The 20,356-nt window shown below is 64.3% G+C and carries 19 protein-coding genes; 6 read left to right on the forward strand and 13 right to left on the reverse strand.

The genetic code is table 11. The features are described from left to right. The first annotated feature begins 63 nt into the window (after positions 1 to 63). A complete protein-coding gene (locus tag AC3G7M_RS03425; RefSeq protein WP_489214318.1) occupies positions 64 to 1,122 on the forward strand; it encodes an AI-2E family transporter in 1,059 nt (352 codons plus the stop codon). A gap of 89 nt (positions 1,123 to 1,211) precedes the next feature. Further along, positions 1,212 to 2,411, forward strand: coding sequence for a hypothetical protein (locus AC3G7M_RS03430; RefSeq protein ID WP_489214319.1), 1,200 nt, complete (start codon positions 1,212 to 1,214; stop codon positions 2,409 to 2,411). 10 nt (positions 2,412 to 2,421) lie between these two features. On the opposite strand, the gene rdgB is transcribed toward AC3G7M_RS03430, so the two are convergent. Then, positions 2,422 to 3,045: an RdgB/HAM1 family non-canonical purine NTP pyrophosphatase gene (gene rdgB, locus AC3G7M_RS03435; protein ID WP_489214320.1), complete on the reverse strand. Its 624-nt coding sequence runs from the start codon at positions 3,043 to 3,045 to the stop codon at positions 2,422 to 2,424. Then, positions 3,045 to 3,776 carry a ribonuclease PH gene (gene rph / locus AC3G7M_RS03440; protein ID WP_489214321.1) on the reverse strand — a complete coding sequence of 244 codons (732 nt, stop codon included), beginning with the start codon at positions 3,774 to 3,776 and terminating at the stop codon, positions 3,045 to 3,047. The genes rdgB and rph overlap by 1 nt, the downstream gene beginning before the upstream one ends. A gap of 201 nt (positions 3,777 to 3,977) precedes the next feature. Here rph and AC3G7M_RS03445 point away from each other — a divergent pair, with 201 nt between their 5' ends. Next, positions 3,978 to 4,697, forward strand: coding sequence for a FadR/GntR family transcriptional regulator (locus AC3G7M_RS03445; protein WP_489214322.1), 720 nt, complete (start codon positions 3,978 to 3,980; stop codon positions 4,695 to 4,697). A 98-nt stretch (positions 4,698 to 4,795) separates the two neighbouring features. Here AC3G7M_RS03445 and AC3G7M_RS03450 read toward each other — a convergent pair whose 3' ends face one another. The 6 genes from AC3G7M_RS03450 to lptC form a co-directional block, all read right to left on the reverse strand. Next, positions 4,796 to 5,542, reverse strand: coding sequence for a phosphoadenylyl-sulfate reductase (locus AC3G7M_RS03450; RefSeq protein WP_489214323.1), 747 nt, complete (start codon positions 5,540 to 5,542; stop codon positions 4,796 to 4,798). Between the two features lie 275 nt (positions 5,543 to 5,817). After that, a complete protein-coding gene (hpf, locus tag AC3G7M_RS03455; RefSeq protein WP_489214324.1) occupies positions 5,818 to 6,429 on the reverse strand; it encodes a ribosome hibernation-promoting factor, HPF/YfiA family in 612 nt (203 codons plus the stop codon). 159 nt (positions 6,430 to 6,588) lie between these two features. After that, a complete protein-coding gene (gene rpoN, locus AC3G7M_RS03460; protein ID WP_489214325.1) occupies positions 6,589 to 8,106 on the reverse strand; it encodes an RNA polymerase factor sigma-54 in 1,518 nt (505 codons plus the stop codon). A 50-nt stretch (positions 8,107 to 8,156) separates the two neighbouring features. Continuing rightward, positions 8,157 to 8,942 carry an LPS export ABC transporter ATP-binding protein gene (gene lptB, locus AC3G7M_RS03465; RefSeq protein ID WP_489214326.1) on the reverse strand — a complete coding sequence of 262 codons (786 nt, stop codon included), beginning with the start codon at positions 8,940 to 8,942 and terminating at the stop codon, positions 8,157 to 8,159. 36 nt (positions 8,943 to 8,978) lie between these two features. After that, positions 8,979 to 10,049: an LptA/OstA family protein gene (locus AC3G7M_RS03470; protein WP_489214327.1), complete on the reverse strand. Its 1,071-nt coding sequence runs from the start codon at positions 10,047 to 10,049 to the stop codon at positions 8,979 to 8,981. A 32-nt stretch (positions 10,050 to 10,081) separates the two neighbouring features. Next, on the reverse strand, positions 10,082 to 10,774 hold the full coding sequence (gene lptC, locus AC3G7M_RS03475; RefSeq protein WP_489214328.1) for an LPS export ABC transporter periplasmic protein LptC: 693 nt from the start codon (positions 10,772 to 10,774) through the stop codon (positions 10,082 to 10,084). A 425-nt stretch (positions 10,775 to 11,199) separates the two neighbouring features. Between lptC and AC3G7M_RS03480 the strand changes: the two genes are divergently transcribed. From AC3G7M_RS03480 to AC3G7M_RS03490, 3 genes are all read left to right on the forward strand, one after another. After that, entirely contained in the window at positions 11,200 to 12,633 is a 1,434-nt protein-coding gene (locus AC3G7M_RS03480; RefSeq protein WP_489214329.1) for a DHA2 family efflux MFS transporter permease subunit, read from the forward strand. Positions 12,634 to 12,733: 100 nt separating this feature from the next. Continuing rightward, entirely contained in the window at positions 12,734 to 14,212 is a 1,479-nt protein-coding gene (locus tag AC3G7M_RS03485; protein WP_489214330.1) for an NAD-dependent succinate-semialdehyde dehydrogenase, read from the forward strand. A 107-nt stretch (positions 14,213 to 14,319) separates the two neighbouring features. After that, positions 14,320 to 15,654: an MFS transporter gene (locus AC3G7M_RS03490; RefSeq protein ID WP_489214331.1), complete on the forward strand. Its 1,335-nt coding sequence runs from the start codon at positions 14,320 to 14,322 to the stop codon at positions 15,652 to 15,654. Here AC3G7M_RS03490 and AC3G7M_RS03495 read toward each other — a convergent pair. The 5 genes from AC3G7M_RS03495 to AC3G7M_RS03515 are packed head-to-tail and all read right to left on the reverse strand — an operon-like array spanning position 15,607 to position 20,350. After that, complete coding sequence (locus AC3G7M_RS03495) at positions 15,607 to 16,569, reverse strand: ROK family protein (protein WP_489214332.1); 963 nt, start codon at positions 16,567 to 16,569, stop codon at positions 15,607 to 15,609. The two genes, AC3G7M_RS03490 and AC3G7M_RS03495, sit on opposite strands and share 48 nt — an antisense overlap. Further along, the gene (locus AC3G7M_RS03500) at positions 16,566 to 17,261 is read right to left on the reverse strand and encodes a copper homeostasis protein CutC (RefSeq protein ID WP_489214333.1); all 696 of its coding nucleotides are present in this window, start codon (positions 17,259 to 17,261) and stop codon (positions 16,566 to 16,568) included. The genes AC3G7M_RS03495 and AC3G7M_RS03500 overlap by 4 nt, the downstream gene beginning before the upstream one ends. A gap of 38 nt (positions 17,262 to 17,299) precedes the next feature. Further along, positions 17,300 to 18,151, reverse strand: coding sequence for a carbohydrate ABC transporter permease (locus AC3G7M_RS03505; protein WP_489214334.1), 852 nt, complete (start codon positions 18,149 to 18,151; stop codon positions 17,300 to 17,302). A gap of 1 nt (position 18,152) precedes the next feature. Next, positions 18,153 to 19,079: a carbohydrate ABC transporter permease gene (locus AC3G7M_RS03510; RefSeq protein ID WP_489214335.1), complete on the reverse strand. Its 927-nt coding sequence runs from the start codon at positions 19,077 to 19,079 to the stop codon at positions 18,153 to 18,155. Positions 19,080 to 19,105: 26 nt separating this feature from the next. After that, entirely contained in the window at positions 19,106 to 20,350 is a 1,245-nt protein-coding gene (locus AC3G7M_RS03515) for an extracellular solute-binding protein (RefSeq protein WP_489214336.1), read from the reverse strand. Positions 20,351 to 20,356 lie beyond the last annotated feature (6 nt).

Below are 20,356 nucleotides of genomic sequence, written 5' to 3' on the forward strand. Positions count from 1 at the left end.
CACAATCGACATGTGCGGGAGGCACCCCATTTGATCATTTCGATTTTAGGGTAGGGGTGCGTGATGTTCGGAACGAGCAACAGACTATCGGCGGCCGGCTGGTCGATCCGCGACACGATCCTGTGGATCGCCGGCATTGCGGTCGCCGGTCTTCTGATCTGGCTGCTGCATCAGGAATTGCTGCTCGTCTTCCTGGCGGTCCTCTTTGCCGTCTCCCTGCGCGGAGCAGCGGAATGGATCTCTGAGCATGCGCCGCTGTCGCCGCGCTGGGCCATGGCGGTCATCATGCTGCTGGTGGTCGCGGCCTTCATCGGCTTCTGGTGGTGGGTCGGACCGCAGCTGGTTCAGCAGGCCATCGACCTCGGCAAGGCACTGAGCCAGGAAGGCACCGATCTTACGCAACGCTACGGCCATACCCAATGGGGCCGCAGCATCCTGGAAAAGCTGAGCAGCTCCGGCACCCAGGCCGCGCAGTCGATGGCCGGCTCCATGCTGACGGCCGCCAGTTCGACGGTGGGCGCCATCGCCGGCGTCTTCGTGCTCATCGTCACCATGCTCTATTTCGCCTCCAATCCCACGCTCTATGTCAAAGGCCTGGTCACTCTGGTGCCGCAAGCCCACCGCGCGCGCGTGCATGAAGTGATGGGCAAGGTCGCGGCGGTGCTGCGCTGGTGGTTCCTTGGCCAGCTCATCGACATGGCGGTGGTCGGTCTTCTCACCACGATCGGCCTGCTCCTGATCGGCATGCCCATGGCCCTGGCGCTTGGCGTCATCGCCGGCATCCTCACCTTCGTGCCCTATTTCGGCGCCATCCTGGCGGCGATTCCGGCGCTGGCCATCGCCCTTGGCCAGGGCATGCATATGACCTTGCTGACGGCGGTGGTCTTCGCCGTCTGCCATTTCGTCGAAGGCTACATCATGTCGCCCATGGTGCAGGACCGCATGGTGCGGCTGCCCCCGGCACTGCTGATCCTGTCGATGACCTTTTTGGGCTCGCTGCTGGGGCCCATGGGCATCGTGCTGGCGACGCCGCTGGCCGCCGCCGGCCTGGTCCTGGTCTCCGAATTCTACGTCGTCGACGTGCTGGGCGACGAAAGCGGCCGAGACGTTACGGGACACTGATTATTTCTGAACAGGCACATTGCCCCGTAACGAAAAGCAGGCTAGGAGGGTTGTGTAGGCATTTCAATTTTCGCTGAAAAGAACGCGCGATGTCTGGTACGACTACGGCTCCCTTGAATGGCGTCGTCTATATAACGACACGAATCGGTTCGTACGAATATCAGGCCTCCGGCGTTCTCATCGCACCGGACCTCGTTCTGACCGCCTCCCATGTCGTCTGGCAGGCAGGCGTCGGTACAGCGACCTCCATCAGCGTCTCGCCCGGCTACGGGTCCGGCATCGCTCCCTATGGCAGCGCCTATGGCGTCTCCTACAACTTCAATCCGATCGACGATTTCAATGATCAGGTCACCGCACAGGCCATCGAAGACGATTATGCGGTGATCAAGCTCGGAACCTCATTTCCCACTGCGACAGACTTCGCCCTCGGCTCGGACTTCACCGGTGGCGTCGCCTATGTCAGCGGCTATCCGGCCATTGCCCAGGGCGCGCTGCTGAGTCCGGCACAGAATATTTCGCAAGTTCCCTTCTACAGTATTCTGCAGGGCCAGGCGCTGGGGCCGGGGTCCAGCGGCGGACCGGTCTGGACCATCGGGGCGAGTGGCGCGCCAACGGTCGATGGTCTCGTCTCCGCGCAAAGCGGCAGCATCGGCTATGATGTGCAGCTTACCAGCAGCGCCGTCAGCCAGATCGACGCCTGGGTGGCAGCGGACGAAGCCCCCAGCGCACCGATCACCGTTTTCGACACGACGACGCAAACTGCGGTCAGCGCCACCGGCACACCCTATGTCGGGCCGGTTGCGGGGCTGCAGACGACCTATGCCGACATCACGCCCGACAGTCTCAATATCGTGGCGACGACGCCGAACTGGTTCATCGCCACCGGCTCGGGCAACGACGCCATCACCGTCTATAGCGGCAACAATGTCATCGACGGCGGCTCAGGCTCCAACTTCCTGACGGGCGGCGCCGGGGACGATACCTTCTTCGTCAATGCGACCGCGCCGAACCAGGATATCTGGAGCACGGTCAACAACTTCCATCACGGCGATTACGCGACCCTCTGGGGCGTCAGCAGCGCGAATGTCTCGGTGGGCGATTGGTTCAATAACCAGGGTGCAGCCGGCTATACGGGCCTGACCCTTCATACTGAGACTTCAGGCGGCACAAGCGCATCGCTCACCCTGTCGGGTTACAGCGTGGCGGATCTCTATAACGGGCGGCTGGCCTTCGCCTATGGCGTCGATGCCAGCGACCGCCCCTATATGCTGATCGCCGGCACCAGCTGAGAATCTGCCGTCAATCGGCCGCCGGCTTCGGCGGCACGCCCAGACAGGCTCGCACCAGGGCCGAAAAGGCGCGCGCGCGATGGCTGGTCGCGGTCTTTCGCGCAGGGTCCATCTCGCCATAGGTCTCGGCCTCGCCATGCGGCTGGAACATCGGGTCATAGCCGAAGCCGCGGTTGCCACGCGGCGGCCAGACGCGCGCGCCTTCCACCCGGCCCTCGAACAGCTCGTAATGACCATCCGGCCAAGCGAGGCAGAGGACGGAGATGAAATAGGCGCTGCGGTCGGCGGCATTGCCCGCCTCGTCGTTCACGCGCTGCATGGCGGCGCGGAAATCCTTCGCCGGACCAGCCCAGCGGGCCGAATAGATGCCGGGCGCACCATTCAGGGCGCCGACGCAAAAGCCGCTATCGTCCGAGAGGCAGGGCAGGCCGCTGGCCGTGGTCGCTGCCAGCGCTTTCAGCCGGGCATTGCCCGCGAAACTTGTCTCCGTCTCCTCCGGCTCCGGCAGGCCAAGGTCGCCCGCCAGCACGACATGGATGTCCCACGGTTCCAGCAGCTTGCGGATTTCCACCAGCTTGCCCTGATTGTGGCTGGCCACAACCAGGCGGCATCCGGGATCGAGCGGACGGGCCATCAGACAACACTCCCAGCAGCTTCGATGGCGATATTCTGGGCTACGAACAAGGCGCGCGTGCCCGCCTTGGCCAGAGCCATCAAGGTCAGGCAATCAGCCTCGGTGAATGGTTTCTGCTCCGCCGTCGCCTGAATTTCGACGATGCCGCCATCGGCCGTCAGGACGAAATTGCTGTCCGCCTCGGCGGCCGAATCCTCGGCATAGTCCAGATCGAGCACGGCCTCGCCCGCCACCAGCCCGCAGGACACGGCGGCGACCTGGCCCACCAGCGGCACCGCCGCCAGCACGCGCTTGGCGACCAGGTGACGGAACGCGAGCGTCAGCGCGACATAGGCGCCGGTGATCGCCGCACAGCGGGTCCCGCCATCGGCGTTCAGCACATCGCAATCCAGCGTGATGGTCATCTCGCCCATGGCGCGGCGGTCCACCACCGCGCGCAAGGACCGGCCGATGAGACGCTGGATTTCCTGCGTGCGGCCGGACTGCTTGCCCCGCGCCGCCTCACGCTCGCCGCGCTTATGGGTCGCCCGCGGCAGCATGCCGTATTCGGCCGTCACCCAGCCCAGTCCCTGGCCGCGCATGAAGGGCGGCACGCGGCCTTCCACGCTCGCGACACACAGAACTTCCGTATGGCCCATCCTGATCAGGGCAGAGCCTTCGGCATGGCGGGCGAAGCCGGTGGAGATGGAAACAGGGCGTAGGCTATCGGCAGCGCGGCCGGACGGTCGCATGGGCGTCATCCCTTAAACTCGATCAATCGGGGCGCACCAGTAACGGCTAGCGCGGATGGGCGCCACCCCGCGGCCGGAAAGGCCGCGTCCAGGCACAAAGACTGGCAAGGAATCATCCGGCCAGCAAACTCTATCCTCGCAAGCCAAGCCTTGCGCGCTATGATAGACCCATGATGCAAAACGTTTCTATCGGACATGGAATTGGCTGATCTTCCAACCTCAAGCCGCCCGCGCGTCCACCGCGACGTCGTCGAGACCCTCGCGCATCGCATCCTGTCGGGCGGCATCAAGCCGGGCGAGAGCCTGCCCAATACGCAAAATCTCAGCTCGGCGCTGGGCGTCAGCCGCTCGGCCTTGCGGGAGGCCATCAAGGTCCTCAGTGCCAAGGGCATGCTGGACGTGCGGCCCCGCACCGGCACCCGCGTGCTGCCGCGCTCCTCCTGGAATCTCATGGACCCTGAACTGCTCAGCTGGTCCGGCCCGATCCTGGATGAGGATCTGGTGCGCAGCCTGCTCGAATGCCGCAAGCTGATCGAACCCGGAGCAGCGGCGCTGGCTGCCCAGCGCGCGACGCCTGCGCAGCTGGCCGAGATCGAGGCCGCCCTCGCGCAGATGGATGCCGAGACGCTGGAAGAGCGTGTTCAGGCCGATCTGAATTTCCATGTCGCGGTGCTGCGCGCCAGCGCCAATTTGTTTCTGGCGCAATGGGGCCAGACCGTGTCCTCCGTCCTGCTCGCGGCCTTCCGCCTCTCGACCGGCGCCAGCCATTCCTACGACGTCGCCTTTTCCGCTCATCGGGATGTGGTCGAGGCCATTCGCAGGCGCGATGCCGTGGCCGCGGACCACAGCATGCGCGCCGTTCTGTCGACCATGGCGCATGATCTGCATCTGGACAGCAGCGAAACGATCGTCACGCCGTGAGATTGAGGATGGCAGACGCCAAGCACGCGGCCTGACCATTGAAAAAGGCCGGTCCCTCGCGGGGCCGGCCTTTTTCGCGTTATCGGTTCAGCGGCGAGTCAGGCGAAGGCCGGCTCCGGCAGATGGATGCCGCATTCGGTCTTGGCCTGGCCGCGCCAGCGCCCCGCCCGGCGATCCTCGCCGTCCGCGACCGGCGCGGTGCAGGTGGTGCAGCCGACGGAGAGGAAGCCGAAAGCCTCCAGCGGATGACGCGGCAGGTCACGCGCCTCGAATTCCGCCGCAATCTGCTCGGCGGTCCAATGCGCAAGCGGATTGACCTTCACCCGCCCCGTCGCATCCGTCTCGAAAATGCCGACCGCCGCGCGGGTCAGAGACTGGAAGCGCTTGCGCCCGGTGATCCAGGCATCGAAACCCCCCAGCGCCGTCTGCAGCGGCCGCGTCTTGCGCAGGCTGCAGCATTGGTCGGCATTTTCCCGCCACAGCTTGCCCTCGGCATCCTCACGCGCGATCCGCGTTGCCGAGGGCGTAATGACGCGTATATCGGTCAGGCCCAGACGATCCACCAGCTGATCGCGATAGTCCAAGGTTTCCGGGAATAGCTTGCCGGTATCGAGGAAGATGACCGGCACGGTGCGGTCGATCTCAGCCGCCAACTGCAGCAGCAGCGCGGACTCGGTGCCGAAGGAGGAGACCAGCGCAATACGGCCGTCAAAGATCTCGGTCAGCGCGAGATCGAGGATCGCGGCAGCATCCGACGGGTCGGCAATGCGACAGGCGAGATCGGCACACAGCGCGCGGGCGGTCTGTTCGGCAGGCGACAGGAGCGAAGCGGAGGCTGAAACCATCTCTATCGAAGCCCTATTCCATGAGCCAGTCCGCTCAAAAGGATGAATTTCCTCTCAATTGCAATAAGCAGATTTTAAATAAGTAAGATCTTCTCGAGCCTCTCGGCTGCTTAGAAAAACCCTCGCGTTTCAGGGTTTTTAAAAGAATGCATGCCTGCAGACCAGATATGCATTTCGCCAAAAAGGACAGGCTCAGGTGCCGCCTGGCGGCGGCGCCTGAGCCTGTGCAAACGCCCGGACCTGTAGAACGGTCCGGCTGCGGCTGTCGCGCCGGCCTATTCGCCGGCGGTATCGATCCAGCCGATGTGACCGTCATCGCGGCGGTAGACCACGTTCAGCTGCCCGCTGACGGCGTTGCGGAACATCACCACCGGCTGGTCGGCCAGATCCATGCGCATCACCGCCTCACCCACGGTCAGGCGCGCAATGACGGAAGGGCTTTCGGCTATCACGGTCGCGAAATGGCCATTCACCAGACCGTTGGCAGCCGGCGCCTCCGTGCTGGGTGCGCTGTCCTCATCCCGTTGCTGAAGGATATAATGCTGGGCCGGTTCCAGGCTTTCCGGCGTGTCGCGCTGCTGCGCCAGATCGCGCGCATGGTCGTTCACGCGCCGTCGGTAGCGGCGCAGCCGCTTGGCAATATGTTCGGCCGCGTCATCGAAGGCGCCATTCGCGTCGGCTGCCTCGCCCTCACCGCGCAACGTCAGACCGCGACCGGCATGAACATTGATGTCGCAAGTGAAAAAGCTTCGTGCTCGGCTGAAGGTTACATTCGCTTCCAGAGCGTCGCCGAAATATTTTCGGGCGATCGTCTCAAGCATGTCAGAGACGCGGAAGCGCAACGCGTCAGAGAGTTCAAGCTGCTTACCGGAGACCGTTATTTGCATTTTACCTCCAGATATTTCCCCTGCGAGACCGTTATCCGCAGATGCGCGGATCAGGGGCTGCCTTCAAAGGACCAGGCCCCGGATTTAACTTTGGGCCTCACTAAAGACTTCGGTTGTCAAAACGTGGGCCTGACTTGCACCCTGTCAATCTGCCGGCGGTCAGGCGGCTGCTTTCTCCTTCTTGCGCTGCATCGAGCTTGGGATTTGCAGCGTCTCGCGATACTTGGCCACGGTTCTGCGGGCAATGTCCACGCCTTCCTTTCGCAGAGCGGCCACGATCGCATCATCTGACAGAATGTCATTCGGCTGTTCCGCACCGATCATAGCGCGGATACGGTGGCGAATTGCCTCGGCGCTGAAGGTTTCCCCGCTGGTGCCGTTGATGGCCGTTGTGAAGAAGAATTTAAGTTCAAACACGCCGCGCGGTGTCGCCATGGATTTATTCGCCGTCACACGACTGACCGTGCTTTCATGCATCTCCACCGCATCCGCGACGTCACGCAGCGTCAGCGGACGCAGATGCGTGACACCGTGGCGCAGAAATCCATCCTGCTGGCGCACGATCTCCGCCGTCACCTTCAAAATCGTCTGGGCGCGCTGACGCAGCGACTTCACCAGCCAATTGGCACTTTGCAACTGCTCAGACAGGAAAACGCGATCCTCGCGCTTGGCAGTCGCTGAAACGCGCGCGTGAAAGACGTGATTGACCAGCAGGCGGGGCAGCGTTTCCTGGTTCAGATCCAGATGCCAGCTCTGATCCGGGGCGCGGCGCAGCAGAACATCCGGCACCAGCGGATGAATGGGGCCATTCTCATAAGTCGCACCGGGTTTCGGATTGAGCTGGCGGATCTCCGCCACCATCTCAGCCATATCCTCGGCATCGACATGGCACAGCGCCATCAGCCGCTTCAGGTCGCGCCGGCCCAGCAGTTCCAGATTGTCGAGCAGCACCGCCATCGCCGGGTCCAGGCGGTTCTTGTCCAGCAACTGGGCTGCCAGGCATTCCTTCAGATCGCGCGCGAATAGGCCCGGCGGATCGAACCGCATCATACGTTGGCGCACCGCCTCCACCCGTGCCAGCGTCGTGCCGAGGCCGGCGGCGATCGCCGCAGGCTCGGCGGTGATCCGCCCGGCGCCGTCCAGCAGGGCAATCAGATGCGCGCCGATCAGCCGGTCGATCGGGTCGGCAAATCCCAGCCGCAACTGCTGCGCCAAATGATCGCGCAAGCTGGTCGGGTTTTCCGCCAGGTCGTCGATGCCATTGGGATCGGAATCGAAGCTGTGACTGCCGCCGCGTCCCGCGCCGGCATAGAGCAGGCTCTGCCCCTGCGCGCCATCGGCGACACCGCCCGCGTCATAAGCATTGGAAAAATCGCCGTCGAGCGGCGCCTGCTCGGCCGTCGGCAGCTGGTCGGAAGCGACATGCGTCAGGCTGTCGCCTTCGCTTGCCGCTTCCAGCGGCCGCTGGTCGGTCGCCGGCCGGTCCAGCAGCGGCGTCTCCGGCCGCTCATCCTGTTCCAGCAGCGGGTTGCGGTCCAATTCCTCCTGGACGAAACCCGCCAATTCCTGATTGGAATAATGAAGCAGTTTGATGGCCTGCCGCAGCTGCGGGGTCATCACCAGGGACTGAGACTGGCGCAATACCAGCCTTGGCCCGATTTTTGCTCCAATGGACATCGGGCCTAGCTTAGCAGCATCGCGCTGCAGCAAAAGTGGCTACAGACGAACTACATGCTAAAACGATCGCCCAAATAGACCCGGCGGACGCCTTCATGGCTGACGACCTCGGACGGGCGGCCCTCCATCAGCACCTGACCGTCGTGCATGATATAGGCGCGGTCGATAATCTCCAGCGTTTCCCGCACGTTATGGTCCGTAATCAGCACGCCGATGCCGCGATGCTTGAGATGGGAAACCAGATCGCGGATTTCCCCCACTGCAATCGGGTCGATACCGGCCAGCGGTTCGTCGAGCAGGATATAGCCGGGCCGGCTGGCGAGCGCGCGGGCGATTTCCAGGCGCCGCCGTTCACCACCTGACAGCGCCAGCGACGGCGTGCGGCGGAGATGGGAAATGCCGAATTCCTGCAGCAGCCCGTCCAGCATCACCTGCTGCTTGTCGGGATCGGTCTCAGTGATCTCGATCACCGACTTGATGTTCTGCTCGACATTGAGGCCGCGGAAAATGCTCGCCTCCTGCGGCAGATAGCCGATGCCCAGTCTCGCGCGGCGATACATCGGCAGCGCCGTGATCGGGTTGCCGTCCAGCGTGATCTCACCGGAATCCGGCCGCACCAGACCCATGATCATATAGAAGGTCGTCGTCTTGCCGGCCCCGTTCGGACCCAGCAAACCGACAGCCTCACCGCGCTTGACGGTCAGCGAGACGCCACGCACCACGGCGCGCTGCTTGAAGGTCTTGCCCAGGCCGCGCGCGACCAGACCCGCATTGGACTGACTGGCGACAGTGCCGCTGCTCGCGGCTTTAGCCTGTGTGCGCGCGACATCCGCCATTGGGGCGGGCTCCTCAACCGACTGCATGAGATGCGTTTAACCTTGAGGTGACGTCGTTTTTTTGGCGGAAGGCGCAGCAGAACCCGGTGCGGGACTGCCCGGAGGCGCGGCCTGGTCCGGCACGATCAGGCCTTTGACCTGGGTCGAGCCCTGGCTCAGCAGGCGCGATATGCCGGTCTTCATATTGACCAGCGCCTCGTCGCCGACCAGCACATTCTGGCCACGGGTAATGCGCACGTCGCCGGCGATGCGGGAAATGCCGAGATTGGGATCGTAGACGGCGCGATCGCCCTGCACGATCTCGGTCGCCGTCATGATGACGACATGCCCGATGGCATCCACGCGCTTGAGCTTGCCGGAAGGATTGTCGGGGTCGGCGCTGCCCGCATCATTGGCGGGGGCCGGCGTCGCCTTCGCCTGGGTGGGCGCGCTGCCCTGGCTGGGGCTCGGATCGGTATAGGCGACAAGCACGTCCGCCGCGATGCGGCGGCCGGTATTCGTCACCATCACCGCGTCGCCGCGCGCCACCGCCATATGCTGGGCGGACCAGTATTCCAGCGAATCGCGGGCGGTGACGAGATAGGTCGGCGTCGTCAGCTTCAGGGCGTGTCCGGTCAGCACCAGGACCGACTGGTCCATGTCATAGGCACCATGGTCGCCCCAGGCCTGATCGGTGGGCGTGAAGATATGGACATGGCCCATCGCTTCCAGAAGATAGATCTCGTTATTGCCCTCCAGCCCGTCCGGCGGGTCGCCGGCCGCTCCCGTGCTGGCGGGCGCGGCCGCCGCCTTGGCCACAGGCGCCGGGGCACCGGGTGCGGCCTTTTTCTTGCGGTAATGGGCGATCAGCTGGTCGCCGGTGACGGTGACATCGCCGCGGACCGCCTTTGCGTCCTGATCGGCAATCACTTCCTGGCTTTGCTGGCGCCATTCGATGCCGCCCTGAGACGTCACCGTGATCGGGCCGCCATGGGAGAAGTTGATCGCCTGCGCGCGCGCCAGGCCCGCACCCAGCGGGGCGGCCATCACGGACAACGCAAAAATCCGCGCCGCGCTCAGCGCCACCCGCGGTCGCGCGAAGGCGCGCCGCGCCATCTGTGTCAGCATAGGGGTCTTCCGGTCTAACGCCTTGGGGTCGCTCATGGACTCCCGTCTAGCACAAGCTTCGCCGGACCCGTGAAGTGGAGGCGCGTGCCCCGGTCCGTAATCGCGAAACCCTGTGCCGACAGCGTGCCGAAGGGACCATCCGCATTGACCGGCTGATGGCCGGTGGCCGTGGAATCTTTCAGATTGATCGCAGCCTGCGCGCTGCGCACGGTGGTGCCGTCATCCCGGTAGAGAACGACGTGATTGCTCAGGTCCAGATGCTGGGCCTTGGCATGATAGAGGCCGTCGCGTGAATTGATCATCAGCCAGGAGCCGGTCTTCATCGTCATGTCGCCGGCCGGCTGCGTCAGCACGACGGTATCGGCATCCGTCTGCACGGCGCGGGCCGCCGTCATCGTATAGGGGCGGCCGGTCTCGTCGATGCCCTCGTAATGCGCCTTGGTCATGCTGCCCTGATCGGCACCGTCAGGCCCACTGCCCAGATGATAGGAGACGCGCGCCGGATTGTGCTGGCTGATCAGTTCGGGCCACAGCATGACCAGGCTGAGCAGCATCAGCGCACCCAGCGGCAGCAGCCGCTTCATCCACACCACCAGCATGCGCCGCCGGTTCAATGCCCCGGCGGACGGCATTTTGCGGCCGCGCCAGATGCGGCGGGCCTGTGCGTGCTGATCATCCAGCTGCGACGGGCGCAGCATCTGCAGACGGTCAGGAACAGCGCTCATTCATCCCTCATGACAACAGGGCAGATCGCACGGGCTTTTTTCAAGATCGATGACTGCCATCTTTCCCGAAGGAGCGCGGGCGGTTGCCCAAGGGCCGATAGACGCAATCGCCTGCGAGGTTGGCCATGCGCCTGATATCACAAATCTTAGCGATCTGTTTCACAGCTCTTGTCTTATAACTCTGGAAAACGGCAGTCACATGGCAAATTCGTAACCCAAGGCGGATAAAACAGCCCGAAACTGCTGCCCGGTCCCTGATATTTTCAATTAACGCCTTTGTTTCAGAGGCTTGTCACTCAGGTTGATGCTGCATTGCACATGCGGGGCATCAAAATTACGCGCCGGCTCTGGCCGCGCCCCGGGCCCCGGCGCAAGTTGACCATCAGAGATTCATCGATTTCCTATCGTCAGGCTTGCCGGACACGATGCCGCTTTCCGATTCTCCGTCCTCACCCGCCTCTCGCGTCCATACCATCGCGCTGATCGTCGCGACTGCACTCTTCATGGAGCAGTTGGACGCGACGGTGCTGGCGACGGCCCTGCCCGCCATGGCGCAAAGCTTCGGCGTGCGGCCGCTCCATATGAGCATCGCGCTGACCTCCTATCTGCTGAGCCTCGCGGTCTTCATTCCGGCCAGCGGCACCATGGCCGACCGGTTCGGCACCAAGCGCGTCTTCAATACCGCCATCATCCTCTTCACACTGGGCTCCATCCTCTGTTCGCAATCGACCAGCCTGCCGCTGCTGGTCGCGGCGCGGGTGATCCAGGGCATGGGCGGCGCCATGATGGTGCCGGTCGGGCGCATCATCCTGCTCCGCAGCGTGCCGAAATCCGAACTCGTCTCGGCCATGGCCTGGTTTCTGGTGCCCGCCTTGGTGGGACCGGTGGTGGGACCGCCCCTGGGCGGCTTCATCACCACCTATCTCTCCTGGCGCTGGATCTTCTTCATCAATATCCCGATCGGCATCCTAGGCGGCATCCTCTCGACGCTGCTGATCCCGGATATCCGCGCCGATCAGCGCACCTCGTTCGACCTGCCGGGCTTCGTGCTCTCCGGCATTGCCCTCGCCTGCCTCACCTTCGGGCTGACGGTCGCCAGCCGCGGCTCGGAATGGGCAACGGCGCTGCCGCTCGTCGCCATCGGGCTGCTCGCGGGGACGGCCTATATCGCCTATGCCCGCCGCCGCCCCAATGCCATTCTCGATCTCCGGCTGATGCGGGTGCAGACCTTCCGCATCTCCACCATCGCCGGCTCGCTGTCACGCATCACCTGGGGGGCGGTGCCGTTCCTGCTGCCGATGATGATGCAGCTCGGCTTCGGCATGACCGCCGCCGCCTCGGGCGCCATCACCTTCATGGCGGCGGCGGGCGCGATGCTGATGAAACTCTGCGCCGGCCCCATCCTCAAGCGCTTCGGCTTCCGAAAGGTGCTGATCTGGAACCAGCTGCTGGCGACGCTCGGCATCGCCGCCTGCGCCACCTTCACCACCGGCTGGCCCAGGTTTGCGATCTTTGCCGTGCTGCTCGCCGGCGGCTTTTTCCAGTCGCTGCAGTTCACCGCCTACAACACCATCGCCTATGCCGATCTCAAGCCAGACCGGATGAGTGCGGCGACCAGCTTCTATACCGTCTTCCAGCAGCTCATGCTGTCCATGGGCATTTGCGTCGCCGCCGGCGCGCTCGCCCTCTCCGCCCATCTATTCGGCCGCCATGCGCCCGATATCGCCGATTTCCGCATCGCCTTCCTGGTCGTCAGCATCGCCTCTCTCTTTGCCGGGCCGCTCTGTGCCAGGCTGCCCGCGTCGGCCGGGGCTGAGATGAGCGGCCATCACCGCCCGCCCGCCCCCGCCAAGGCGTGACCGCCCGCATAATCAAGGCGGGCATGCCCGGCTCCGCTATCAGACCAGCCCGTCGAGGGCTAAACTGGATGAAAATTGCGAACCTCGGGGAGAGAAAGCGATGCTCGATACCATCACCGCACTGCCGCTGAAGGACAGCGATCTGCTGCGGCAGGCCAATCTCATCGACGGACAATGGGTGCAGGCCGATAGCGGCGAGACCATCGCCGTCACCAATCCCGCGACGGGCGAGGTCATCGGCCATGTGCCGGCCATGGGCCAGGCCGAAACGCGCCGCGCCATCGACGCTGCCTTCCGCGCCCAGAAGGGCTGGGCCGGCAAGCTCGCCAAGGACCGCAGCGCCATCCTGCGCCGCCTCTTCAACCTGATGCTCGAAAATCAGGAAGACCTCGCCCTCATCATGACGGCCGAGCAGGGCAAGCCGCTGGCCGAGAGCCGCGGCGAAATCGCCTATGCCGCCAGCTTCATCGAATGGTTCGCGGAAGAGGCCAAGCGGCTGTATGGCGATGTCATCCCCGAACCGATGGCCAATCGCCGCATCCTGGTGACGAAGGAGCCGATCGGCGTCTTCGCGGCCATCACGCCCTGGAACTTCCCCGCCGCCATGATCACCCGCAAGGCCGGCCCCGGCTGGGCCGCGGGCTGCGCCGGCGTCATCCGCCCGGCGACGGAAACGCCCTTCTCGGCGCTTGCACTTGGCGTGCTCGCCGAACGCGCGGGCCTGCCGCCCGGCATCTGCAATGTGCTGACCGGCCCCGGCCGCATCATGGGCGCCGAACTCACCTCCAATCCGAAGGTGCGCAAACTCACCTTCACCGGCAGCACGGAAGTGGGCGCCCAACTGCTCGCGCAATGCGCGCCGACCATCAAGAAGACCAGCATGGAGCTGGGCGGCAATGCGCCCTTCATCGTGTTTGACGATGCCGATCTCGATGCCGCAGTGCAGGGCGCTGTCATCTCCAAATACCGCAATACCGGACAGACCTGCGTCTGCACCAACCGTTTCCTGGTGCAGGACAGCGTCTTCGACGCCTTCGCCGAAAAGCTGAAAGTCGCCGTCGAAGCGCTGAAGGTCGCCCCCGGCACGGAAGCCGGGGCCACGCAGGGTCCGCTCATCAATAAGGCCGCGGTGGAGAAGGTTGAGGAGCATATCGCCGACGCCGTCAGCCGCGGCGCGCGCATCGTCACGGGCGGCAAACGCCATGCGCTGGGCGGCAATTTCTTCCAGCCGACGATCCTCGCCGATGTGCCGCATGATGCGAAGATCTTTGCCGAGGAAACCTTCGGCCCTGTGGCCCCCCTGTTCCGCTTCAAGACCGAGGAAGAGGCGATCCAGCTCGCCAACGACACCGAATTCGGTCTCGCCTCCTATTTCTATGCGCGGGACGTCGGCCGCATCTTCCGCGTGGCCTCTGCCCTCGAATACGGCATGGTGGGTGTCAACGAAGGCATCATCAGCACGGAAGTCGCACCCTTCGGCGGCGTCAAATCCTCCGGCCTCGGGCGCGAGGGCAGCAAATACGGCATCGAGGACTATGTCGAAGTGAAATACATCGCCCTCGGCGGCCTCGGCGTCTAAACCCGAAATGTGAGGCCGGAGTCTCTTTCCGGGACTCCGGCTTTGGCCTTACAACTGTCCCGGCAGTGACAGAACCCCGCCGTCAGAGCGGGGTCAGGAGGACAATAATGCCGGAGACCGCACAAGCGCGCCCACCAATCGGTCGTTTCACGGACAATCAGCGATGGGCGCGGCTCATTCCCATCGCCATGATCGTCTACATCATTTCTTTCATGGATCGGACCAACATCTCCTATGCCTTTGCCGGCATCGGGCATGAATTCCATGTCGGCAAGGCCGAGCAGGGCTTCGCCGGCGGCATCTTCTTCATCGGCTACGTCCTGCTGCAAATCCCCGGCGGCTGGCTCGCCGAACATTGGTCGGCCCGCAAATTCGTCGCCATCATGATCGTCTTCTGGGGCATCATGGCCATTCTCTGCGGCTTCGTGCACAGCTTCAACCAGCTCGTCATCGTACGCTTCTTCCTCGGCCTCGCCGAAGGCGGCATCTGGCCCGCCGTGCTGGTGTTGATCAGCCATTGGTTTCCGGTGCAGGAACGCGCCCGCGCCTATGGATTCTGGATGGCCAATCTCGCCGTCTCCTCCATCATCACGCAGCCGCTCTCAGGCTGGATCATCTCCATCTCAGATTGGCGCACGCTCTTCATCATCGAAGGCATCCTGCCCTTCGTCATCGCCCTGCCGCTCTGGCTGCTCTTCATCCGCGACCGGCCGCGGGAAGCACATTGGTGCTCGGTCGCCGAGCGCGACTATATCGAAGCCTCCATCGCGCAGGATCGCGCGCAGGAACCAGCCCCCGGACCGTTCCGCGATATTTTCACCAACGCCACGATCTGGAAGTTTGTCGGCGTCTACTTCCTCATCCAGGTCGGCTTCTACGGTCTCAACATGTGGCTGCCGACGCTGATCAAGACATTGACCAAGCAAGGCTTCGGCACGGTCGGGTTGATCGCCGCCCTGCCCTATCTCCTCGCGATCGTGCTGCTGTTTCTTAATGGCTGGATGGCCGATCGCAACCGCCGCTACAGCCTGCATGTCTTCTACGCAACGACGACCGCCGCCATCGCCTTGGTGCTCTCAGTCTATGTCGCGCACAGCAGCATCGTGCTGTCGATCTTCTTCATCTGCCTCGCGATCGGTGGCGCGCTTGCCTATGACGGGCCATTCTGGGCGGCCGCATCCCGCGTGCTGCCGGTTGCACTCGCCGGCGGTGCCATGGGCTTCATCAACGCGCTCGGCAATCTTGGCGGCTATTTCGGGCCATTCCTGGGCGGCTATCTGCAGGACCGCACCGGCAGCTTCACCGCCACTGCGGTGTTCTTTGCGGTCGCACTCCTCGCGGCGGGCATTCTCGTGTTGACCATCCGGCTGCGCGACAAGCCGGCCGGGACCGTCTCAGTCGGCCTCGCTGGCGGACTGCCACCCGGCCGCCGTCTCAGCTAGGCCCAGACGGCGAAAGGCAAGCGTCGCGGCGCCCAGCAAGGCGCCGCGATTGCCCAGCCCCGACCGCACAATCGGCGGCGGGGCGCGCCAGGCCAGCCGCTGCTGTAGCGCGACCCGCAGCGGCGCCAGCAAAACATCATCCGCTTCGGCCAGGCCGCCGCCGATGACGATCACCGCCGGGTCCAGCAGCAGCGTGACCGTGACCAGGCTGATCGCCAGCGCCTGCACAGCCTCATCCCAAATCCGCGCGGCGCGCGGATCGGCCGCCAGCCGCCCGGCGATTTCGGCCGCCGTCACATCCTCGGCGCCACCTGCCGCGCGATAGCGCCGCGCAATCCCGGCGGCCGAGGCATAGACCTCCAGACAGCCGAACTGCCCGCATGTGCAGGCCTCGCCGCCCGGGTAGACCGGAATATGGCCCAGCTCGCAGGCCATCCGCGCCGCTCCCGCAATCGCCTGCCCGCCCGAGACGAGGGCCGCGGCAATACCGGTGCCGATCATGACCAAAGCGGAATCAGCAAATCCCCTGGCCGCGCCCATCTGCGCTTCCGCCAGGCCCGCCGTGCGCACATCATGGCCGCCGACCACATCGATGCCCAGGCGCGCGGCCAGTCGGGGGCCGAGGGGAAAATCCCGCCAGCCGAGATTGGTTGCGAAGAGGACATGTCCGTTCCGCTCATTCATGCCGGGCGCGATGACGCCGCAGGCCGCAGGCGCCACCCCCTGCGCCGCCGCCGCCGCCATCAGCCGCGTCGCGAAATCCTGCAGAAGGGCAAAGGCGGCCTCGCCCTTGGCGCCCTGCGTCACGGCAAAGTCGGACAACAGCGTGCGGCCGCCATCGTCGATGACGGCACCTTTGAAACTGGTGCCGCCGACATCGATGGCGAGGACAGCCTGGCGCGCCGCCGCGTTCATCCGCTGTTGCGGGCCGCCCGGATGAAGGCCGCGATTTCCTCGGTGGAGGTCACCAGCCGGCCGAAAGCATCCGGCCGCATGGCGCGCAGATGCACTTCCGGCACGCCCGTTTGCTCCAGCAGCGCGCGGACATTGCCACCACGCACGCTGCCGCCGGCAATGATCTGCACCCGCCCGGCCGCCTGCTTCACCAGTGCCGCCAGAACCTCGGCCCCGGCTTCCGCCGTCGGCTTGCCGCCGGAGGTGAGAACCGAGCGAATGCCCAGACCCAGCAGCGTTTCCAGCGCGGCCGGCAGGTCGCGCGTCACGTCAAAGGCTTTATGGAAGGTCATCGGCGTGCCGCCGCAGGCGGATTTGAGTCGCGCCATGGCCCGCGCATCGACCACGCCGCCCGCCGTCAGCGCACCGCAGACGAAGCCGATCGCAACGCCCGGCGCCTTGGGCAGGTCGCGGATCGCCGCAATATCGGCCAGCATCACGTCGACCTCCTCGGCGGAGAAGACGAAATTGCCGTTGCGCGGGCGGATCATGATGCGCACACCGATGCGCCGCACCCGGCCCAGCACGGCCTGCGCCAACCCGAAACTCGGCGTCAGCCCGCCTTCCGACAGGGCGCTGCACAGCTCGATGCGGTCCGCACCCTCGGCCTCGGCCGCCAGTGCCCCCGCCAGATCATCGACGCAGATCTCCACGACAGGCGGCCTCAGACCGTCTGTAAAGCCCGAGCCACTCACTTGATGGAACCTGCCGTCAATCCACCGACCACTTTGCCCTCAATCAGCGCGAAAAGAATGATGACCGGGATAGTGGCAATCACCGAGCCTGCAAAGAGGTGGCTCCAATCGACCTGATACTGGCCGATATAGGAATTCAGCGTGACCGTCAGCGGCTCGGTCGCGGGCGAGGTGGTCAGCGTGAGCGCCACGATGAATTCGTTCCAGGCGCTGATGAAGGTGAAGATCAGCGCGGTGACGATGCCGGGCAGCGCCAGCGGCAGGGTAATGCGGAACAGCGCCCCAAGCCGGCTGGACCCGTCGATGAACGCGGCCTCCTCCAGCTCGTTCGGAATGGCCGAGACATAGGCATTCAGAATCCACACCGCGAAGGCCATGTTGAACCCGGCATTGACCAGGATCAGCGCGACCACGCTGTCCAGCATGCCGAAATCCAGAAACTCCCGGTACAGACCCACCAGCATCGCGGTCGGCTGGAACATCTGCGTCACCAGCACCAGCAGCATGAAGACGCCGCGGCCGCGAAAGCGCTGGCGCGCGGTGTAATAGGCGGCCGGAATTGCCACCAGCAGCACGAGCGCTGTGGAGCCCGCCGCCACTTCCAGGCTGATGCGCAGGCTATTGCCGAAGCCCGTGCTCCAGATGTCCAGGAAAGCGTGGAAGTTGAAATGCGTCGGCAGATAGTCGCGGTCCAGCATCTGGTCGGACGGCCGCAGCGCCGCGATCACCATCTCGATGTACGGCAGCAGAAAAATCGCCGCGACGATATAGGCTAGGCCGGCATAGATCAGCCGGCTGGTTGGCAAAGGCGGGCGCCGGACGGGTGCGGCGGAGACGGCGGTCGCCATGCTATTGCGCCTCCTTGTTCCAGACGGTGACGCGCAGATAAAGGATGACGATCAGGATCACGAGGCCGAAATTGACCACCGACATGGCAGCGGATTCGCCGATATAGCTCTGCTTGAGCTGATACATGAAGGTCGTCGTCGTGCTGGTCTGATGGCCCGGGCCGCCGCGCGTCATTTCCCAGATGATGGGGAAGGAGTTGAAGACGTTCATGACGTTGATCAGCAGCGCCACGATGAAGGCCGGCCGCAGCAGCGGCAGGGTAATGCCCAGATAGGTGCGCCAGACCCCGGCGCCATCCACCCGCGCCGCCTCATAGATATCGGACGGTATGCTCTGAAGCCCGGCCAGCAGCGCATAGGTCGAAAAGGGCACCGAGACGAAAATCGCCACCACGATCATCCAGGCGAAGGCGGAATTGGGGGAGCCCAGCCAGTCCGAGGCATCGCTGTTGAAGCGCGCCAGTAACCCGATATCATGCAGAAAGACGTTGATGACGCCGTTATTGGCGTCCAGCCCCCAGCGGAAAACGATCGCCGTCATCATCACCGACGCCGCCCAAGGCGCGATCAGCGCCCAGCGCGCGGCGCGCCGGCCGGGGAAATTCTGGTTGAACAGCTGCGCCAGCGCCAGACTGATCAGCATCGTGCCGGCGACGATGGTCACGACCCAGATCGTGGTGCGGATCAGGATGCCGGGCAGGTCCGGCTCCTGCCACAGGAACACAAAATTCCGCCAGCCGGACCAGCCCAGAATGAAGCCGTCCGGGCTGATATGCTGGAAGGCGGTCTCGATCATGATCACGACTGGCCACAGCACCACCACGGCGATCAGCGTGATCGCCGGGCCGACCCAGATCAGCGGGGCGAGTTTCGCCAGGATTTTGGTCGGACGGCGGCGGCTCTGCGCCACCGTCCCTTCGTCTGCCACGACAAGGCTCATGCCTGAACGCGAACTCAACTGCCCTTGAGGGCGGTTTGCTGGATGCTATCCAGAACGGCTTTCGGATCGGGCCCGATAGCCGTGCCGATGATCTGCTGGATCTGCGTCTTCACCTGCGCCCAGACGGTATCGCTCGGATACTGAACCGCTTTGGGCAGGGCCGCCATGAAGGGTGCCAGCGCCGGATCAACCTTGGAGAAGGCGGCAGCGCCCGAAACCGTACCCGGCAGCAGGTTGTATTCCTGCGAGAAGGCGATCTGATACTGATCGCTCAGCGCGAAATCGACGAACTTCTTAATCGCTGCCTGCTTCGACCCATCGGTCTTGAAGGCGGCCATGAAATCGCAAACGCCCAGCGTGCTGTCCAGCGGCGCGGTCTTGCCGGTGATCGCGGCGGTGCCCCAGTCACTGTCCTTCAGCACGCCGGCCTGCTTGATGATCGGTAGCAGCGTCGTGATGCCATTGACGATGCCGATCTGGCCCTGGGCGAACTGCTCCAGGATCGCGGCGCGGTTCTTGGTGCCGGGATTGGGCTCGGTATCGCCGGCCTTGACCAGCTTAGTCATGAATTCCAGCGTCTCGACATTCTGCGGGCTGTTGATGGTCCATTTGCCGCTCGCATCCTGATAGCCGCCGCCATTGCCCAGGAACCACAGCAGCGTTTCGGCCTGGGCCTCCTCAGGCCCCAGCGGCATGCCGTAGCCGATCTTGCCGAGGGCGGTGATTTTGCCGGCATCCGTCATCAGCTCGTCCCAGGTCTTGGGCGCGTCCGCGATCCCGGCCTGGGCGAACAGCTTCTTGTTATAGAACAGGGTGCGCGAACTGGTGGTGAAGGGCATGCCGTACTGGGCGCCGCCATAGCTGCCGAGCTTGGTAAAGGCCGGTATCAGGTTGGACGGGTCGCTGAAGACCTCGCTCGCCTTGTACAGCAGGCCTTCCTGCGCATAGTTGGAGAAGTAATCGCCTTCGGTGATATCCGGGTATTGCCGGTTTTGCACCATCGTCTGGATTTTCGTATCGAAATCATTCCAGTTGACGGTCTGCACCTTCACCGTGATCGTCGGGTTCGCGGCATGGAAGGCGTCGGCGATCTTCTGCCAATAGGTCTGGCTGGTATCGGCCGGGCCGGTGCCGTAATCGGCCGCGACCAGGGTCAGCACCGTGTCCGCGCGGGCCGGGGCCGCGGCGAAAAGGCCGAAGCTCAGCGCGAGGGCGGTGGATACTCCGCCGGCAAAAAGGGAACGACAGGTGATGCGCATCGGGGG

This window comes from Acidisoma sibiricum, assembly GCF_057837225.1.

Coding starts and splice junctions, on each gene's coding strand:
- rph (WP_489214321.1), bottom strand. CDS start 3,776: ATGCGACCGTCCGGCCGCGCTGCCGATAGCCTACGCCCTGTTTCCATC.
- AC3G7M_RS03470 (WP_489214327.1), bottom strand. CDS start 10,049: ATGCTGACACAGATGGCGCGGCGCGCCTTCGCGCGACCGCGGGTGGCG.
- lptC (WP_489214328.1), bottom strand. CDS start 10,774: ATGAGCGCTGTTCCTGACCGTCTGCAGATGCTGCGCCCGTCGCAGCTG.
- AC3G7M_RS03490 (WP_489214331.1), top strand. CDS start 14,320: ATGCCGGAGACCGCACAAGCGCGCCCACCAATCGGTCGTTTCACGGAC.
- AC3G7M_RS03450 (WP_489214323.1), bottom strand. CDS start 5,542: ATGGTTTCAGCCTCCGCTTCGCTCCTGTCGCCTGCCGAACAGACCGCC.
- hpf (WP_489214324.1), bottom strand. CDS start 6,429: ATGCAAATAACGGTCTCCGGTAAGCAGCTTGAACTCTCTGACGCGTTG.
- AC3G7M_RS03495 (WP_489214332.1), bottom strand. CDS start 16,569: ATGAACGCGGCGGCGCGCCAGGCTGTCCTCGCCATCGATGTCGGCGGC.
- AC3G7M_RS03425 (WP_489214318.1), top strand. CDS start 64: ATGTTCGGAACGAGCAACAGACTATCGGCGGCCGGCTGGTCGATCCGC.
- rpoN (WP_489214325.1), bottom strand. CDS start 8,106: ATGTCCATTGGAGCAAAAATCGGGCCAAGGCTGGTATTGCGCCAGTCT.
- lptB (WP_489214326.1), bottom strand. CDS start 8,942: ATGGCGGATGTCGCGCGCACACAGGCTAAAGCCGCGAGCAGCGGCACT.
- AC3G7M_RS03480 (WP_489214329.1), top strand. CDS start 11,200: ATGCCGCTTTCCGATTCTCCGTCCTCACCCGCCTCTCGCGTCCATACC.
- AC3G7M_RS03430 (WP_489214319.1), top strand. CDS start 1,212: ATGTCTGGTACGACTACGGCTCCCTTGAATGGCGTCGTCTATATAACG.
- AC3G7M_RS03505 (WP_489214334.1), bottom strand. CDS start 18,151: ATGGCGACCGCCGTCTCCGCCGCACCCGTCCGGCGCCCGCCTTTGCCA.
- AC3G7M_RS03515 (WP_489214336.1), bottom strand. CDS start 20,350: ATGCGCATCACCTGTCGTTCCCTTTTTGCCGGCGGAGTATCCACCGCC.
- AC3G7M_RS03485 (WP_489214330.1), top strand. CDS start 12,734: ATGCTCGATACCATCACCGCACTGCCGCTGAAGGACAGCGATCTGCTG.
- rdgB (WP_489214320.1), bottom strand. CDS start 3,045: ATGGCCCGTCCGCTCGATCCCGGATGCCGCCTGGTTGTGGCCAGCCAC.